Origin of the sequence: Neisseria sp. Marseille-Q2251 (assembly GCF_940793045.1) — a bacterium.
Lineage (GTDB): Bacteria > Pseudomonadota > Gammaproteobacteria > Burkholderiales > Neisseriaceae > Neisseria.
Genome location: NZ_CALNWV010000050.1, coordinates 1 through 17,688, shown reverse-complemented (window position 1 = coordinate 17,688; position 17,688 = coordinate 1). Strand labels below are relative to the sequence as shown.

The following is a 17,688-nucleotide window of genomic DNA, read 5'->3' as shown; positions in this document are numbered from 1 at the left end:
GTTCGAGTTCGGGATCGGAGAGGCTGTGCCATTGTCCGAGCAGGACGGCTTTGAACATGGACAACAGGGGATAGGCGGGACGGCCGCGGTGGTCTCTAAGGTAACGGGTTCTTTGACGATTCAGGTATTGTTCGATCGGCTGCCAATCAATCACCTGATCCAACTTCAATAGTGGGAAGCGGTCGATGTGTTTGGCAATCATGGCTTGGGCGGTTTGCTGGAAGAAGGTGCTCATGAGAAATCCCCTAAATGTCTTGGTGGGAATTTAGGGGATTTTGGGGAATTTTGCAAAGGTCTCGACCTTTTGACTTTTTAGCCGATGTTAAGGCTGATAGCTGGGTTTCATGCCGTTGGGCAGGAGTTGCCAGACGTAGCCTGTGGTTTTCATTTTGCCGGCAACTTCGCCTGCTTCATCGCCGTAGCCCCAGAAGTAGTCCACGCGGACGGCGCCTTTGATGGCGCTGCCGGTGTCTTGCGCCATGATGAGGCGGTTGAGGGCTTTTTTGGTGGTCGGATGGGCGGTGGCGACAAACAGCGGCGCGCCTAAGGTGATGTAGTGGCGGTCGATGGCGCCTGCGTATTCACCCAAGAGCGGGGTGCCCAATGCGCCGACCGGTCCGGCTTCGCTGCTGCCGGTCAGTTCGCGGAAGAAGACGTAGCTGGGGTTTTGTCCTAAGACTTCGGCGAGGCGGCCGGGGTTTTGCTTCATGTAGGCTTTGATGCCCTGCATGCTGGTTTGTGCGAGGGGGAGATAGCCTTTGTCTGCCATGTAGCGTCCGATGGAGACGTAGGGGTGTTCGTTTTTGTCGGCGAATCCGACGCGGATGTATTTGCCGGACGGGGTTTTCAGACGACCTGAACCTTGGATGTGCATGAAGAAGAGTTCGACGGGGTCTTCTGCGTAACCGAGGATGGGGGCTTTGCCGTTGAGCGCGCCGCCGTTGATTTGGTTGCGGGTGTAATAAGGAACGAAGCGGCTGCCTTCAAATCTGCCTTTGAGGGCGGTGCTGCGGGCGGTAATGGGGAATTGGGACAGGTCGGCGGTGTGTGTGCCGCTGTTGTCGATGACGCCGCTGTTGGCACCGGTTTGTCGGATGCGGACGGTGGCTTTGCTGCCTCTCAAATTGGCGGACAGGGGAACGGAAACGAAGTCGTTGGGGATGCCGTAGATAGGGAAGCGGGCTTTGCTTGTGGCTTTGTCATCGCCGAGCAGGACGGGTTCGTAGTAGCCGGTGATGGTGCCGGCGGGGTTGCCGTTGTTGCTGACCTGCCAAGGGGTGAAATAGCGTTCGAAGAAATGCTTGGCTTGGAAATGGTGGAGGGGCGTCTGCATGGCTTGGGCGCAGACATCTTGCCAGCCTGCGCGGTTTTTGAGTTTCTCGCAGCCTAAGCGGAAGGATTGGAGGCTTTTGACGAAGTGTTGGGTACTCCAATGCGGCAGTTCTTGGTGGGACACGACGGTGTAGGTCGCACCGCCGCCGCTGACGGTGGTGCCGGCGGGGTCGGGTGTGCCGGTGGGGCGGTCCGGGCCTTTGACGGTGGTGGTGTCGACTTCGGGAAGGTTTTTGATGCGTTTGCTCGGGCAGGCGGAGAGGACGGCTGCGGCGATGGTGAGGAGTGTGATGCGGTATAGGTGTTTTTTCATAATGCTGTCTTAAAGGTCGTCTGAAATCTGCCGTCGGATAGGGGGAAACCTATCAAGCTGCTGTGCCGCCTTGTTTGTGATGCAAGGCGGACGATTTGCTAAGGGTTTGATGATGCACTCAGAAAATCGGTTCGCACGGGATGAACAGATTTGCAGACGGGATATTTGGTCCGTTTATTCAAGAGCTTGGGATTTTAACACAGTTTGCCCGCCTGCTTCGGCGGTATAAAAAAGGTCGTCTGAAAACTGAACTGCACCCCAAAAGTTGGACATCACCTCCAACCACTAAGGTACAGTTTTTTATGAGCAAATATACATTACTTCAAATACCAAGCCGTACTCCACTACCTGCATATACGCAGCCAACAGCGTACCGCAGACCACTACGGCATCTCCCGAACCCACCTGCGGCGATGGATACGCGCCTATCAGGAAGACGGTATCGGCGCACTCGAACATCCCCAATCCAAAATCATGACCGACCACCGCAAAAACCCCTTCATCGCCGACAAACCCGACAACGAAAAAACACAGGCAGAGCTTATCGAAGAGTTGTGCTATATGCGCGCAAAGGTTGCCTACCTAAAGGAGTTAAAAGCCCTCAGCCAAAAGCAGACCGAAAAGGACAAAGCCAAACCGTCCAAACACTGAGGGCGCAACATCCGCTCAAATACCTGCTGCACATCGCAAACCTGCCCAAAAGCAGCTTTTACTACCACCACCAAGACCGACCCCCGACCCGACCCCGACGAAGCCGACAAAGCCCTCCTTGTCGAAACCTACCGGCGGCATAAAGGACGCTACGGGCAAAGGCGCATTGCCGCAGCATTGGATTGGAACCGCAAAAAAGTGGCGCGGCTGATGAAGCAGCTAGGACTGAAAGCCCTCATACGGGCGAAAAAAGCCTACCGCCATCCCGCCATGGGCGAAATATCGGAACACCTCCTCAAACGCCGGTTCAAAGCCCGAAAGCCCAACGAAAAATGGCTGACCGACGTGACCGAACTCAAAGGGAGCGACGGCAAACTGTACCTCTCGCCGATCTTGGACTTGTTCAACCGCGAAATCATCGCCTACGCCATGAGCCGCAATGCTAACAGCGAAATGGTGAAGGAAATGCTCGAAAAAGCCGCCCCCCGTCTGACCGGCGAAGGAACGATGCTTCATTCGGACCAAGGTGTGCTGTACCGTACGTCGGGATATAGGGAATTGCTTGCCCAACATTCCATGGTTCAAAGCATGTCGCGAAAGGCGAATTGTTGGGACAATGCACCGATGGAAAGCTTCTTTGCGGTGTTGAAGACAGAGTGTTTCTATAACGCAGGTGAATTGACGGTGGACGAATTGATGAAACAGATAGATGACTATATGGATTACTACAACCGGGAGCGTTGCAGTTTGAAATTGAAAAAGCTGAGTCCTGTCGCATACAGAACCCAGCTTGCACAGAGCGCCTGAAAAGGCTTTTATGAGTGTCCAAGATTTGGGGGACAGTTCAAACCTTGTATATCGGTTTTCAGACGACCTTTGCCGTATCTTGAAGCCAATCTTATTTTTGATTGTCTTCGATGATTTTTTTGAGGTGCGGCATGGGGCTGTATCCGCTTTGGCTGCGGCCGTTCGGGAAGACGAGGGTAGGTGTGCCGTTGAAGCCGAATTGTTCGCCCAAAGAAGTGGTTTCGGCAACGGGATTTTCGCAATTGGCTTTGCCGCTCGGGAATTGGCCTTTGCGCATCCAGTCGGTCCAGGCCTGGGTCGGGTTGGGCTGGCACCATAGGATTTCGGCTTTACGCGCGGCATCGGGGTGCAGGCTTGGAATCGGCATCATGAAGTTGTAAATCGTGATGTCGGTCATTTTTTCAAACTCGTGTTCCAAGCGTTTGCAGTACGGGCAGTCGGGGTCGGAGAAGACGGCGACTTTCAGCTTGCCGTTGCCGCGCACTTCTTTGATGGCTTTGTCCAAAGGCAGGGAGGCGAAGTCGATTTTGTTCAAATCGGCGGCGCGTTCGTCGGTCAGGCTTTTGCGCGTGTTGACGTCGATGAGGTCGCCGACGAACATATAGTCGCCTTTGGCATCGGTGTAAATGATTTGTTTGCCGCTGACAACGACTTCATAAATGCCTTGAATAGGGGTTTCGCTGACGCTGATGACTTTCAGGCCTTGGGATTCGTAAATTTTTTCGAGGCGGGCTTTCAAGGCTTCGCCGACTTTGCCTTGCACGGGGGCGGCGGGCTTGGCGGCGGCTGAAGAGGGCGCTGCATTTGCCTGTGAAACGGGCGTTTGCCCGCATGCGGTCAGCGAGATCAGAGCGATGGGGGCTAAGATTTTGATTAATTTGGTTTTCATTTTTAAGTATAGGCGTGTGTCAAGAAAACTCCATTGTATCAAACCTCTGTCATGCCTGCATTGTATTGAGGCTCAATTTATCGTCTGAAAATAGCTTTCGGCTGTTAAAATACGCAAAAAAATGATTTGCCTGCCTGTATGATCTACTACCGCATCGCTGTAAACATATGGCTAAGTGGGCTTTGGGTCGGACTGAGGTCGTCTGAAAGATTTGCTGCGGGTAACTGAAAGATTTTATCGACACTTTGAGAAAAATGATGAACCAACAAGAATACGCTGAATATCTGTTTAAGCTGCTGGGCGAAGAGCCACGGGCAGCAGATAAATATAATGGCTGGGAAGATTATTTCTATGGTTTGTTTCAAGGTTTCATGCCCGACGGAGAAGGTGTGGCTGCGGTGTTTGAGCCTTTGGAAAAGGGACAGGAATTGCTGGCGCGCATCATGCCTGTGTATCAAAACACTACCGAACACAACCAAGAAATTCTCGACAGCGGCTATATTCCCGGTTATTTCTGCCCGCCTGCGCAAGATGAGGCAGAAGTGAGACAGACGGGCGAGCGTTTGCTGGAAGGTCTGCGCGAATTTGCCCGCTTTGTTGAAGACGAAGAGCTGATTGCAGCCTTGGCAGCGATTAAACAGATACGTTTTGGCGAGCCTGCGGAAGAGTTTAATGATACTCAGGAATTGTTTGGAGAAGCATTTGGTGAATGGCGGATTGGCAATACAGATTACAACAGCCCCGAACAAGTGTTGGACGAAGCCTATTATTCCGTAAGTTGTGATTATTACTTGTCCGCCTATCTGCAATACCCGCTTTACCGCACCAAGCCTGACAGCGATTTTCTCCGTCCTTATTTCGATTTGTGAAGACAGGGCTACGGCTTTACTTTGGATGAAGACTGTTTGTATTTGCGCAAATAGCTTCCGTCTCTTCAGACGGCCTCAAACCATTTTTCCGACCACGCCATGATCTACCACCGCATCGCTGTAAACGTGCCGCTTTCAGACGGCCTTTTGACTTATTCCCATTCCGAGCCGCTGCCGCAGGGAGCGCGGGTGCTTGTGCCTTTCCGCAACAAGACCGTGGTCGGGATTGTGTGGGAAACGGATATTGCGCCGGATATGGATGCGGCGCGGATTTTGAGTATTCAGACGACCTTTTCGGACGAACCGCCGCTGCCTGAAAGCTGGCGTGATTTGCTCTCGTTTACGTCGCGTTATTACCACTATCCGACAGGGCAGGCGGTGTTTGCCGCGCTGCCGCAGGGTTTGAAGGAAACGCGTGCGGTGGAAATGCCGCAGCCACCGTTGTTTTACGCGCTGAACGAAGCGGGCAGGGCGCAAACGCCGCCGCCGGCGCGGTTCAACAAAAAAGCGGCTCTGTGGGACGCGCTGTTGTCGGGCGGGATGACGATGGCGGCGTTGAAGCAGGTGAACGCGCAGGCGGCGAAGTTAATTGAGGATTGGACGGAAAAGGGTTGGATTGAAACGACGGAAGCGGCGAAACCCGTTTTAAGGTCGTCTGAATTTCAGCTCAACGCCAACCAGCAACAAGCTTCCGATGAAATTCAGACGACCTTCGGCAGCTTTCAGCCGTTTCTGCTGTACGGCATCACCGGCAGCGGCAAGACCGAGGTATATTTTGATGCGATGGCGAAAGTGTTGGCGCAGGGGCGGCAGGTGTTGTTTCTGTTGCCCGAAATCAACCTCACGCCGCAGCTTTTGAAGCGGGTGGAAAACCGTTTCGCTGACGTGCCGACCGCCGTGTTGCACAGTCAGATGGCGGCAGGCAAGCGCACGCAGGATTATCTGCGCGCCATGTTGGGGCAGGCGAAGCTGGTGATCGGCACGCGGCTGGCGGTGTTTACGCCTTTGCCTGATGTCGGGCTAATTGTGGTCGATGAGGAACACGACGGCTCGTTCAAACAGGACAACGAATTGCGCTACCACGCCCGCGATTTGGCGGTGTGGCGGGCGAAGCAGAGCGGCTGTCCCATCATATTGGGCAGCGCCACGCCCAGCTTAGAGAGCTGGCACAAGGCGCAAAGCGGCGCGTACCGCCTGCTGCAACTGACCGAGCGCGCCCATGCCGCCGCGCAACTGCCGCAAGTGGACATTCTCAACGTAGGTCGTCTGAAACTCGACAACGGCTTCTCGCCGCAAGCCTTGCAGCTTTTGAAACAGAACTTCGAAGCGGGCGGCATGTCGTTGGTGTACCTCAACCGGCGCGGTTTCGCACCCGCGCTGTTTTGCGGAGACTGCGGCCATACCTTCGGCTGTCCGAACTGCTCCGCCAAAATGGTGCTGCACCAACGCGCCCGCCAACTGCGCTGCCACCACTGCGACCACCGCGAACCCATTCCGTTCAAATGCCCCGACTGCGGCAACCAAGACCTGACCGCTGTCGGTCACGGCACGCAGCGCGTCGAAGAAACCCTGCGCGCCTTCCTGCCCAAGGCAGCCGTCGTCCGCGTCGACAGGGACAGCACGGCGCACAAAAACGACTGGGCGGATTTGTACCGCCGCATCGCCGACAATGAAATCGACATTTTGGTCGGCACGCAGATGCTTGCCAAAGGCCATGATTTCGCGCGGCTCAATCTTGTTATCGTATTAAACGCCGACGGCAGCCTGTATAGCGCGGACTTTCGTGCGCCGGAAAGGCTGTTTGCCGAGCTGATGCAGGTGTCCGGCAGGGCGGGGCGCGCCGACAAACCCGGCAAGGTGTTGATACAGACCGAACTGCCCGAACATCCCGTCTTTGCCGCCGTCAAAGCGCAGGACTACGCCGTGTTTGCCGAAAACGAATTGAACGAACGGCAAATGTTCGCCATGCCGCCCTTCGGTTTCCAGACCGCCGTTCGCGCCGACGCGCCGCGCGTTGCCGATGCGATGGAATTTCTCAACGCCGCCAAAGAAACCCTCGCCCCGCTTTTGCCCGAAAGCGTCTCCCAGTTCGGCGCCGCCCCCATGCTGATGGTGCGCCTCGCCGAACGTGAACGCGCGCAAATCTTCCTCGAATCAACATCCCGACAGGATTTGCACCGCGCCGTGAGTTTGTGGGTGCAGGTGTTGCAGCAGAACAGGGACGGCAAAATCCGATGGTCGGTGGATGTGGATGTGCAGGAAGCGTAAGCGGGATAGGGAAGGGGTCGTCTGAAAAAGTGGAAGAGGCATTTTCAGACGACCTTTTTGTTTAAACCGTCTTGATGGTTTGTATAGTGGATTAACTTTAAACCAGTACGGCGTTGCCTCGCCTTGCCGTACTATCTGTACTGTCTGCGGCTTCGTCGCCTTGTCCTGATTTAAAGTTAATCCACTATAAAAAGCGGCAAGGTTAGGATGGGCAGGGTTGCGCCTGCATTGAAAAACAGTTGAGCCTTCACAAAAGCCCTACGATAAAATACGCGGCATGAAAGCCTGATGCTGCGCCGCAGTTTGCAGTTTAGGCTTTGCTGACATATCGCCCATTTTGAGTTCCATACGGAGTTTGCATGTATATAGGACGCTTTGCCCCCAGCCCTACCGGCTTGCTGCACATAGGCTCGCTGCTGACCGCTTTGGCTTCTTATGCCGATGCGCGCGCCAACGGCGGTAAATGGCTGGTGCGTATGGAAGACTTGGATCCGCCCAGGGAAATGGCGGGTGCCGCCGCGCATATTTTGCACACATTGGAAGCGTTCGGCTTTGAATGGGACGGCGAAGTCGCCTATCAAAGCCGACGGGAAGGGCTGTATCAAGAGGCATTGGGTCGTCTGAAAAACGCAGGGTTGGTGTATCCGTGTTATTGCAGCCGTAAAGACTGGCAGGCGGCGGCAACGGCGGGGGCGGATGGATTTGTGTACAACGGACGTTGCCGCGTTCCGGCGCAAAGGCCTGAAGCGAATGGGAAAACGCCTGCTTGGCGGATTGCCGTTCCCGACAGGATAATCGGTTTTCAGGATGGGATTGTCGGCTATTACGCCCAAAATCTGGCACACGATATCGGCGATTTTGTTCTGTTGCGTGCGGATGGTTTTTGGGCGTATCAACTTGCCGTGGTCGCGGACGATGCCGAACAAGGAATCACGCATATCGTGCGCGGACAGGATTTGCTGGTGTCCACGCCGCGTCAGATTTATTTGCAGCAATGTCTCGGCGCAAACACGCCGCATTACGCGCACCTGCCTTTGCTGGTCAATTCGCAGGGGCAGAAATGGTCCAAGCAAACGCTTGCTCCCGCTTTGGATTTGAACCGGCGCGAAGCGCTTTTGCGGCAAGTGATGCGTTATCTCGATCTTCCCGATGCGCCCGAGGTTGACCGCCCCGAAGAATTGTTGGCATGGGCGGTTTCACATTGGGATATACGGACGATACCGTTTCATGACATAGTCACGGAGTAAATTTGTAAATTTGCAACAAATTACTTGAGGTATTACTTAAATTTTTTAATTTTTGTAAGTAATCGCTTGTTTTTTGGATAAAGTTAACAGAATTAAGGTATATTCCTAAACACCTCCAAACCACTTTCATTTGAGATGAATGTTTGGTCCGCCTGCCAAAACGGCAGAAGGGGGCAAACGTATGAGAAAAATGTTTCAACATACTAAAACACGCGGGAACGTTGTGTATTGATTTAAAATTCGCATCCACATTCAAAATAACAAAGAAAATTATGTTAAGTGCCATTATTGTTGAAGACGAAGTGCTGGCAGCAGAGCGCTTAAGGGTCTTACTTGAAGAATGCAACGTCGTCTTGCTCAATGTATTTCACCATGCCCAGCCGGCATTGGATTGGTTGAGCATACACGAAGCAGATGTCGTATTTGCCGATATCGGACTGCCTGAAATCAATGGTTTGGAGTTTGTCGAACGCATCAAGCGCGGTGCCAAACGCCAGCCCGAAATTATTTTCACCACCGCCTATGAAGAGCACGCCCTGCGAGCCTTCGAATTGGCTGCCGCCGACTATCTGCTCAAGCCCATCAGAATGACCCGTCTGCAAGCGGCGCTTGACCGCGTTGGCGAAAAATACCGCGAAAAAGCCGACGATTTCACCCATTTCACCGTCTTCAGCCGTGATTTGATGATTGAAATCCCGTGGCAGCAGGCGCGTTATTTATTGGCGGAACACAAAACCGTATTCCTGATTACCGGCGACGGTCAGCGCTACGAATTGCCCAAAACGCTGGTTTCATGGGAAGAGCTGCTCGGAGACAAAGTAATCCGTATCCACCGCAACGCCATCGTATTCCGACACACCTTAGACTGCCTTATCCGCTTGGATGAAGAAGAGGACGAGAGCAACGCCATTTGGGGCGCGAAGGTTTTGGACGTACCCAAACCTCTTCCCGTCAGCCGTCGCCAATTGGCGACCCTGCGCAAGATTCTGAAAAAACAAATCTGATGGCGGATTTGCCGCATCATCAACAAAGCCCTGCCGTTTGGCAGGGCTTTTGTTTTTCAGACGACCCCTTGTCGTGAACCGAAACGGTAGTCGTAACAAGGCGGCAGGGTAGTAGATGGATAAGATTAGGATAAGGCGGGGCAACGCATTTTCCCGTTGTCCGAACCTTATCGCGATGCGCCATCATGTGCTGTTTTATCGTGATCCCGCACGATTTTGTCGTACACGGCTTCGGGCAGGTAGCGGCGGATCATGTCGCGCCAGCCGTCGGGGCCGACCAAGCCTTTGACCATGGTGGAAGACACTTCGGCAATTTCACGCGGCGGCATCAGGAAGACCGTCGAAATTTCAGGCGCGAGGTCGCTGTTGATATAGCGCATCGAGCGTTCGTATTCGTAGTCGGCGGCGGAACGGATACCGCGAACGATAAAGCCCGCGCCGATTTCGCGCGCGTAGCGGACCAAGAAGCGGTTTTCAAATACACAGACACGGACATTGGGAAAGTCGCCCGTAATCGCTTCAAGCATGGCGCGGCGCTCGTCTATGGTGTAGGTATTGCGTTTTTCAGGATTGATGCCGATGGCGACGACGAGTTCGTCAAAAAGAGCCTGCGCTTCTTTTATCATCCAAAGATGGCCGAGCGTCGGCGGGTCAAAGCTGCCTGCGTAAACAGCGTGGCGCGGGGGAATCGTTTTCATGGAAAGTAGAATGAATGATGGCAGCCGTCAGCATAGCGGTCGGGGGCGTGAATGTCAAAAAGGTCGTCTGAAATACCAAATCAGTCCGCATTTGGGCGAAACCGGGTTTTCAGACGATCCATTCATTAAAACATGATTGATATGAAATCAAGTGCCGGAAAGATTTGCTTCGGGTGGTTTAAAGCAATAACGCGGCGACACCGGCTTAGCCTTCCTTTACTTCAAAATCCTTTAATAGCATAATAAATAGAAATTATTATCAAAATTTATCCGTATTAGGCAAATGGGCGAAAGTGCATTTGTATAGTGGATTAAATTTAAATCAGGACAAGGCGACGAAGCCGCAGACAGTACAGATAGTACGGAACCGATTCACTTGGTGCTTCAGCACCTTAGAGAATCGTTCTCTTTGAGCTAAGGCGAGGCAACGCCGTACCGGTTTAAAGTTAATCCACTATATTTCAGACGGATTCGATATGGAGATTGGAAAATGGAACTGAAAAGACGTGATTTCTTAAAAATGACCGCCGCGCTGGCCGCGGCAGGGGTTTCGCCTTCGCTGTTGGCGGCAGGGAAAGAGCAGTTTACCGTGTACGGTGCGCCGGCGATGCCCAGCGTCACCATTGCCGTAGCGGCGTTGCAGGGCAAGCTGGCGAAACTGGCGGATGTGTCGCTCAAGGTTTGGCGTTCGCCCGACCAGCTTCGCGCGGGCGTGGCAAGCGGGCAATTTAAAGTGATGATGAGTCCGAGCAATGTCGGCGTGAACCTGCGCAACCAAGGGCAGAAAGTCGGCATGGTCAATATTTTGACCAACGGCATCACGCAGTTGGTCTGCAAAGGCAGCGCGATTGCCTCGCCGCAGGATTTGGCCGGCAAAAAAATCCTTGTGCCGTTTAAAAACGACATGCCCGACATCGTGCTGCAAGCCTTGTTGAAAAAACTGAAAATCGACGCGCATAAAGTCGGCATCACCTACACCGCCACGCCGCCCGAAGCGGTGGGGCTGTTTTTGAGCAAGGACTACCACGCCGCCATCCTGCCCGAACCAATGGCGAGCGCGGGTATGCTCAAAGGCAAAACCATGGGCGTAAACGTCGTGCGCGGCTTTGACTTGGTGAGGGCATGGGGGCAGGCGTTTGACACCAAACCGCTGATTCCGATGGCGGGCATCATCGCCAACGAAGAATATTTCCACGCACACAAGGCGCAGTTCGACCTCTTCCATCAGGATTTGAAAAACGCGCTCAACTGGATACTCGCCAACCGCCAAAGCGCGGCGAAAATCGGCAAAAACTACCTCCCCGCCCCCGAACCCGCCCTAGTCATGGGCTTGGACGGCGCGCGGCTGACGGTAACCAAAGGCAGCGAAGTGAAGAACGAGATTTTGAAGTTTTACGAAATCCTGATGCAGTTCAACCCGAAACTCTTGGGCGGCAAGCTGCCGGATAACGGGTTTTTCTTGGCTTAAAAGGAGGAGAGGTCGTCTGAAAAGGGCAGGGTGGTTGTGAATGCCTGATTTACCATTTTTCAGACGGCCTATCAGATAATATTCGAACAGTACACAAAAAGCCGTCATTCCCGCGTAGGCGGGAATCCAGTCCTCGATATTGCAGGAATGTTTTAAAATTGTAGCAACGTCAAAACTCTGGATTCCCGCCTACGCGGGAATGACGGCGGGTGGGTAACCGTGGGTTGTCAAACACAACAAAACCGTTGAATTGTCTGAAATGTTGGGTCATGACCCAACCTACGATTACTAGATTTTCAATAACCTTGTACAATATTCAAATTTCTAAAAAATAATGAGGAAAATATGTCTACCAAAATAAATCGATTCAATAACGAAATCATCCCTCTGTGGAATGAGGTTCAGAATTTTGTTAATGGAATTGATGAATCATGCATATTAGATGCATACATAGAAAATTTTGCCTATCTAAGAAAGATAACTGCTTTTTTATCAGAAGCAATGTCTTGTATTGATGCTGATTTTTTACCTAATGATTTTATAAATAATATTGAATCATATTTAACTGATATCAAAAATTATCTGGTTAATACTCAGAATTATACAAACTCATCTTATATTTCATACGTGGAAAGCAAATTGGATAATTTGTTACAAATAGTCTTTCCTTTTATTCTACATAAAGGAAAAGCAATTAAAGGGTTGAGGGTAGGTTTGAATGAGTATTCAAAAACTATAACTAATCATGTAGCAAATGGTTTTTCAGAAATAGAAACAACTAAAAAAAATGCAAGTGAAATTAAAGTTAAGTTAGAAAATGAGTTAGATTATTTTCGGGGACTTAGAGCTGAAATAGAAGAATATAGAAACTTAATATTTTCAGATGATGGAATAAAGAATAAGATTGAAGATGTATTGAGTAATTCAGAATCAAAATTATCTGAAATAGAAGGTCTTCATAATTCAATTTATGATGAAGATGGATTAAAACAAGAAATTGATGAGTTTTATTCAAAAATTTCTGATGCAAACAATGATATTAATGAATTAAAAAAGGATAGCTTGGCTACTTTACAAGGATTAGAGCAATTCTACGATAAAATTTTTGGCAAAGATGATGAAAATGGAAATAAAACAGGTGGATTAAAGCAAGAAATTGAGCAAAGAAAAAAAGATTTAGATGAATTTAAGCAGAAGCAACAAAAACGATATGATGAGCTTAATAAACAAATTGAAAATTTACTACCAGGAGCGACATCTGCTGGACTATCTAGTGCATATAATGAAATGAGGAATCGATTTAGTGACAGTGCAAAATGGTATGCAAGAGGATTTTATGTTTCATTATTCATTTTACTTGTTACGGTATTATGTATAAGAGATGTTGTATTGGTGGATAAGATTCCTCTAGATAAAGGAATTTGGATTAGTCTTCTTGTGTTACTAGGAAATTTTGCAGTAAAAATGCCTTTTATAGTTCCAGCATTATGGTTAGTAATATTTATGTCAAGAAGGCGAAGTGAAGCAGAGAGATTATCACAAGAATATGTGCATAAAGAGGTTTTGGCTAAATCATACGATAGTTATAAACAACAAATTGAGAAATTATCAAAAGAAGATCAAAAAGGACTATTACCAGTATTAATGGAAGGTATGATCAGAGCTATTTCTTTAAATCCTGCAGAAACACTGGATAAAAAACATCAAAGTGATAGCCCTTTTTCAGAAATTTTAAAAGATAATAAATTTATAGATTCTATTGCAGATAAAATAAAAAACTCTTCTAAATACTTAAATAAAACACAGCAAGAGTAGGTTGGCTTAGCCGCAGGCATAACTGAACAAAACACCGTAATCCCAAACCAAGGCCGTCTGAAAACACTATTTTGGGAAATCAAGCTGTTTCGTTGGGTTACGGTGTTCCGTCTAACCCAATCAACCATTTTTTCAGACGACCTATCGTCCCCAAACCATTCCCATTAACCAACACCAAAACCATGATTAAAACCGACAAAATCCGCAAACCGCAGCCTGCGGTGTTTTACATCATCGACTACCTTTGGAGCGGCTTTGCCGGTCTGGGCGTGGCGATGATGGTGGTGGCGTTGTGGGCGTGGGGAAGCGCCGTGTTCGGTGAGTTTATGCTGCCTGCGCCGGTGGAGGTGTTTCAAAAGTCTTTGGATTTATTGAAACATTTTCAGGAAAACGAAATCGGGATTTCGCTGTGGCGGTCGGTGGTGGGTATTTCGGTTGCGCTGGCGGCGGGATTGGCGGCAGGGCTGGTGGCGGGCAGTTTTAAGACGGCGATGGCGTTGCTTAAGCCTGTGATTACGGTTTTGTTGGCGATGCCGCCGATTATTTGGGTGGTGATGGCGTTGTTTTGGTTCGGTTTCGGCAATCCGAGCGTGCTGTTTACCATCATTGTGTTGGTTGCGCCGCTGACGTTTGCGAGTGCGGCGGTCGGGATGGCGAGCGTGAACAAGCAGCATGAGGAGTTGTTTGACGCTTATAAATTAGGTCGTCTGAAAAAAATCCGTTATCTGTATATCCCGCATCTGACGGGCTATGTGATTTCCAGCATCGGCGTGGCGGTGGCGATGGGGGTGAAGGTGGTGATTATGGCGGAACTCTTGGGCGCGAGCGAAGGCGTGGGCGCGCGGATTGCGGATGCGAGGGCGATGCTGGAGACTTCGACGGTGATGGCTTATGTGGTGTTGGTTATCGTGTTTGTGTCGCTGTTTGAATATCTAATTACCAAGCCTTTGGAAATTTTGTTTATGCCGTGGAGAAGATGATGCTCTGTCTTGAAAACGTGCGTTTTGAAATTCTCCGCGACCCCATCGTGCGCGATTTCAGTTTGAACCTGCAACATGGCGAAGTGAAAGCCTTGTTCGGGCCGAGCGGCTGCGGCAAGACGACGGTTTTGCGGTTGATTGCGGGCTTGGAAACACCGAAATCAGGCACGATACGCAATACTTTCCGCAAAACGGGTTTTCTGTTTCAGGAAAACCGCCTGCCGGAAAACCTGACCGCGATGCAGAATATCGCGATTTTTATGGACAAACCCGATGAAGGCGAAATCATCGCGCTGGCGACGAAAGTCGGGCTGACTGCGGGCGATTTGAACAAATATCCGACCGAGTTGTCCGGCGGCATGGCGAAACGGGTGGCGTTTTTGCGCCTGCTGCTGTGCGGCTGCGACCTTGCCTTGCTGGACGAACCGTTTGTCGGTTTGGACCGCGATTTACGCGATATTTTGGTCGCCATGTTGGTGGAAAAAATCGAGCGGCAGGGCATGGCGTGTATGCTGGTAACGCATGACCGCTTCGAAGCCACGCGCCTGAGCCATGAAATCATGCTGCTTTCCACTAAGGGCATGAACGTACAAAACGTGATGCCCCTGCCCACGCCGCTGTCCGAACGCGATTCGGCTTTTGAAGAAGCTGTGGTGGCAAGGGAGTTTCAGGGGATTCATTATTATGAGTGATGAGGGGATTTGAATATCTGACGAACCTTGCGGTTCGTTGCCCTCTCCCTAACCCTCTCCCACGGGGCGAGGGGATCAGGTTTCTGAAAATCAGAGGGTGCAGGATTGGGAATCGAATGGCAGGTAAACCTGAAAATGTTCAGGCTCGACAGCCCGATTCCCTCTCCCCGTGGGAGAGGGCTAGGGAGAGGGTGAGCAAGCCGCAGGCTTGCCTCTTTAGCGAAAGATACGAATCTGTTATCCGAACGCGATTCGGTTTTTGAAAAAGCCGTGGTGCCAAGGGGGCAGGGGATTCATTATGAGGTGCTTTATGTTTTCGACTGTGATTACTGCTGCTGTTTTATATATTGCTACAGCAGTAGATTTGTTGGTAATACTATTAGTATTTTTTGCTAGAGCAAATACTAGAAAAGAATATCGAGATATTTATATCGGACAATATTTAGGTTCTGTAATTTTAATATTAGTTAGTTTATTTCTAGCTTTTGTTTTGAATTATGTTCCGGAAAAATGGGTGTTGGGTTTATTAGGTTTAATACCGATTTACTTAGGTATTAAAGTTGCTATTTACGACGATTGTGAGGGCGAAAAAAGAGCTAAAAAAGAATTGGATGAAAAAGGGTTGTCAAAATTAGTCGGTATTGTTGCTTTGGTTACAGTTGCTAGTTGTGGTGCAGATAATATTGGACTTTTTGTTCCTTACTTTGTGACTTTAGATCTTGTCGACTTATTAGTTACTCTTCTTGTATTTTTAATATTGATTTTTGTTTTAGTATATACAGCACAAAGATTGGCTAATATTTCAGGTGTTGGTGAAATTGTAGAGAAGTTTAGTCGTTGGATAATGGCTGTTATTTATATTGGTTTAGGGTTATTTATTATTATTGAAAATAATACAATTCGAACAATAATATCAATAATATGAATGATACGGGCATTTGAGTATCTGACGAACCTTGCGGTTCGTTGCCCTCTCCCTAACCCTCTCCCACGGGGCGAGGGAATCAAGTTACTGAAAATCAAAGAGTGCAGGATTGGGAATTAGATGGCAGGTAAACCTGAAAATGTTCAGGCTCGACAGCCCAATTCCCTCTCCCCGTGGGAGAGGGTTAGGGAGAGGGCAAGCAAGCCGAAGGTTTGCTTCTTCAATACAAGATACAACCCTGTCCGCCCAATAAATCCATATCCGAAAGCATCTTCATGCAGAATCAAGCCAAGCCATGAATAAATTTTTTACCCACCCCATGCGGCCGTTTTTTGTCGGCGCGGCGGTGCTTGCCATACTCGGCGCGTTGGTGTTTTTCATCAGCCCTAGTGCTATCGTCCTGCACCGCCAAATCTTCTTGGAACTCATGCTGCCTGCGGCATACGGCGGTTTCCTGACTGCCGCCATGCTCGAATGGACGGGCTATAAAGGTCGTCTGAAACCCGTCGCCACCGTCTTGGCGGCGCTGTTGCTCGCCGCAACCGTCCTGTTGCCGTTTGCTCCGCAAACCGCTTCGTTTTTCGTCGCCGCCTATTGGCTGGTGTTGCTGCTGTTCTGCGCCTGGCTGATTTGGCTCGACCGTAACACCGACAATTTCGCCCTGCTGATGCTGCTTGCCGCGTTCACCGTTTTTCAGACGACCTATGCCGTCAGCGGCGATTTGAACCTGTTGCGCGCGCAAGTGCATCTGAACATGGCGGCGGTCATGTTCGTATCCGTCCGCGTCAGCGTCCTTCTAGGCGCGGAAGCCCTCAAAGAATGCCGTCTGAAAGACCCCGTATTCATCCCCAACGTCGTCTATAAAAACATCGCCATCACCTTCCTGCTCCTGCACACCGCCGCCGAACTTTGGCTGCCCGCGCAAACCGCCGGTTTTACCGCATTCGCCGTCGGTTTCATCCTGCTCGCCAAGCTGCGCGAACTGCACCATCACGAACTCCTGCGCAAACACTACGTCCGCACCTATTACCTGCTCCAACTCTTTGCTGCCGCAGGCTATCTATGGACAGGCGCGGCGAAACTGCAAAACCTGCCCGCCTCCGCGCCCCTGCACCTGATTACCCTCGGCGGCATGATGGGCGGCGTGATGATGGTATGGCTGACTGCCGGACTGTGGCACAGCGGTTTTATCAAACTCGACTACCCCAAACTCTGCCGCATCGCCGTCCCCATCCTTTTCGCCGCCGCCGTCTCGCGCGCTGTTTTAATGAACGTGAACCCAATATTCTTCATCACAGTCCCCGCGATTCTTACCGCCGCCGTGTTCGTGTTTTATCTGTTGACATTCGTACCAATCTTTCGGGCGAATGCGTTTACGGATGATCCGGAGTGAGCGTTTTCGTTTCATTCCCTATTCAATCGCAAGCCCTGTGTCGCCTTAAGTCAAAAGGTCGTCTGAAAACTAATTTCAGACGACCTTGAGACCTTTGCAAAAAAGCCCTTCCTTCGACAGCCGAAACCCAAACACAGGTTTTTGTCTATTTCCGCCCCAAATCACTCCTAATTTTACCCAAATACCCCCTTAATCCTCCCCGGGCGCCCCATAATCAGGCATCCGGGCCACTTTTTAGGCAGCAACAGGCACACTTAGCCTGTTAGCCGCTTTCAACAGGTTCAAACACATCGCCTTCAGATGGCTTTGCGCACTCACTTTAATCAGTCCGAAATAG

The 17,688-nt window shown here is 50.6% G+C and carries 17 protein-coding genes and 2 pseudogenes; 14 read left to right on the top strand and 5 right to left on the bottom strand.

From position 1 onward, the window contains the following. Together AAG834_RS12330 and mltA are read right to left on the bottom strand one after the other, a co-directional pair. The coding region (locus AAG834_RS12330) for a transposase (protein ID WP_143829834.1) at positions 1-235 on the bottom strand (235 nt) is incomplete at its 3' end. A gap of 87 nt (positions 236-322) precedes the next feature. Continuing rightward, positions 323-1,645 (bottom strand): murein transglycosylase A, encoded by a 1,323-nt coding sequence (gene mltA / locus AAG834_RS12325; RefSeq protein ID WP_060975274.1) that lies wholly within the window; start codon positions 1,643-1,645, stop codon positions 323-325. A 312-nt stretch (positions 1,646-1,957) separates the two neighbouring features. On the opposite strand from mltA, the pseudogene AAG834_RS12320 reads away from it, so the two are divergent. The 3 genes and pseudogenes from AAG834_RS12320 to AAG834_RS12310 all read left to right on the top strand — a co-directional run. Beyond that, positions 1,958-2,050, top strand: a pseudogene (locus AAG834_RS12320) (helix-turn-helix domain-containing protein); the annotation flags it as partial. A gap of 69 nt (positions 2,051-2,119) precedes the next feature. Further along, positions 2,120-2,296 carry a hypothetical protein gene (locus tag AAG834_RS12315; protein ID WP_342032296.1) on the top strand — a complete coding sequence of 59 codons (177 nt, stop codon included), beginning with the start codon at positions 2,120-2,122 and terminating at the stop codon, positions 2,294-2,296. 9 nt (positions 2,297-2,305) lie between these two features. Further along, on the top strand, positions 2,306-3,103 hold the full coding sequence (locus tag AAG834_RS12310; protein ID WP_342032298.1) for an IS3 family transposase: 798 nt from the start codon (positions 2,306-2,308) through the stop codon (positions 3,101-3,103). 91 nt (positions 3,104-3,194) lie between these two features. Here the strand turns inward: AAG834_RS12310 and AAG834_RS12305 are convergent, their stop codons facing one another. Further along, positions 3,195-3,992 (bottom strand): DsbC family protein, encoded by a 798-nt coding sequence (locus tag AAG834_RS12305; RefSeq protein WP_070515056.1) that lies wholly within the window; start codon positions 3,990-3,992, stop codon positions 3,195-3,197. 257 nt (positions 3,993-4,249) lie between these two features. Here AAG834_RS12305 and AAG834_RS12300 point away from each other — a divergent pair, with 257 nt between their 5' ends. From AAG834_RS12300 to AAG834_RS12280, 4 genes are all read left to right on the top strand, one after another. Next, a complete protein-coding gene (locus AAG834_RS12300; protein ID WP_342032295.1) occupies positions 4,250-4,861 on the top strand; it encodes a hypothetical protein in 612 nt (203 codons plus the stop codon). A gap of 99 nt (positions 4,862-4,960) precedes the next feature. Beyond that, positions 4,961-7,129, top strand: coding sequence for a primosomal protein N' (locus AAG834_RS12295; RefSeq protein ID WP_342032294.1), 2,169 nt, complete (start codon positions 4,961-4,963; stop codon positions 7,127-7,129). A gap of 359 nt (positions 7,130-7,488) precedes the next feature. After that, positions 7,489-8,376, top strand: coding sequence for a tRNA glutamyl-Q(34) synthetase GluQRS (gene gluQRS, locus AAG834_RS12285; protein WP_107813872.1), 888 nt, complete (start codon positions 7,489-7,491; stop codon positions 8,374-8,376). A gap of 272 nt (positions 8,377-8,648) precedes the next feature. Then, the gene (locus AAG834_RS12280; protein WP_049230915.1) at positions 8,649-9,380 is read left to right on the top strand and encodes a LytR/AlgR family response regulator transcription factor; all 732 of its coding nucleotides are present in this window, start codon (positions 8,649-8,651) and stop codon (positions 9,378-9,380) included. 167 nt (positions 9,381-9,547) lie between these two features. Here the strand turns inward: AAG834_RS12280 and coaD are convergent, their stop codons facing one another. Further along, the gene (gene coaD, locus AAG834_RS12275; RefSeq protein WP_342032293.1) at positions 9,548-10,078 is read right to left on the bottom strand and encodes a pantetheine-phosphate adenylyltransferase; all 531 of its coding nucleotides are present in this window, start codon (positions 10,076-10,078) and stop codon (positions 9,548-9,550) included. Positions 10,079-10,088: 10 nt separating this feature from the next. Between coaD and AAG834_RS12270 the strand changes: the two genes are divergently transcribed. The 7 genes from AAG834_RS12270 to AAG834_RS12240 all read left to right on the top strand — a co-directional run bounded on the left by AAG834_RS12270 (position 10,089) and on the right by AAG834_RS12240 (position 17,351). Then, positions 10,089-10,214, top strand: coding sequence for a hypothetical protein (locus tag AAG834_RS12270; RefSeq protein ID WP_342032292.1), 126 nt, complete (start codon positions 10,089-10,091; stop codon positions 10,212-10,214). 354 nt (positions 10,215-10,568) lie between these two features. Next, complete coding sequence (locus AAG834_RS12265) at positions 10,569-11,546, top strand: ABC transporter substrate-binding protein (protein WP_342032291.1); 978 nt, start codon at positions 10,569-10,571, stop codon at positions 11,544-11,546. A 345-nt stretch (positions 11,547-11,891) separates the two neighbouring features. Beyond that, positions 11,892-13,361, top strand: a complete 1,470-nt coding sequence (locus tag AAG834_RS12260; RefSeq protein ID WP_342032290.1) for a hypothetical protein — start codon at positions 11,892-11,894, stop codon at positions 13,359-13,361. 182 nt (positions 13,362-13,543) lie between these two features. Further along, entirely contained in the window at positions 13,544-14,341 is a 798-nt protein-coding gene (locus AAG834_RS12255) for an ABC transporter permease (protein ID WP_342032289.1), read from the top strand. Further along, entirely contained in the window at positions 14,341-15,033 is a 693-nt protein-coding gene (locus AAG834_RS12250; RefSeq protein WP_342032297.1) for an ATP-binding cassette domain-containing protein, read from the top strand. Before AAG834_RS12255 ends, AAG834_RS12250 begins: the two co-directional genes overlap by 1 nt. A gap of 310 nt (positions 15,034-15,343) precedes the next feature. Then, entirely contained in the window at positions 15,344-15,958 is a 615-nt protein-coding gene (locus tag AAG834_RS12245; protein ID WP_199904710.1) for a CadD family cadmium resistance transporter, read from the top strand. Positions 15,959-16,253: 295 nt separating this feature from the next. After that, positions 16,254-17,351 (top strand): NnrS family protein, encoded by a 1,098-nt coding sequence (locus tag AAG834_RS12240; protein ID WP_342032288.1) that lies wholly within the window; start codon positions 16,254-16,256, stop codon positions 17,349-17,351. 234 nt (positions 17,352-17,585) lie between these two features. Here the strand turns inward: AAG834_RS12240 and AAG834_RS12235 are convergent. Next, a pseudogene (locus tag AAG834_RS12235) lies at positions 17,586-17,688 on the bottom strand (IS5/IS1182 family transposase); the annotation flags it as partial.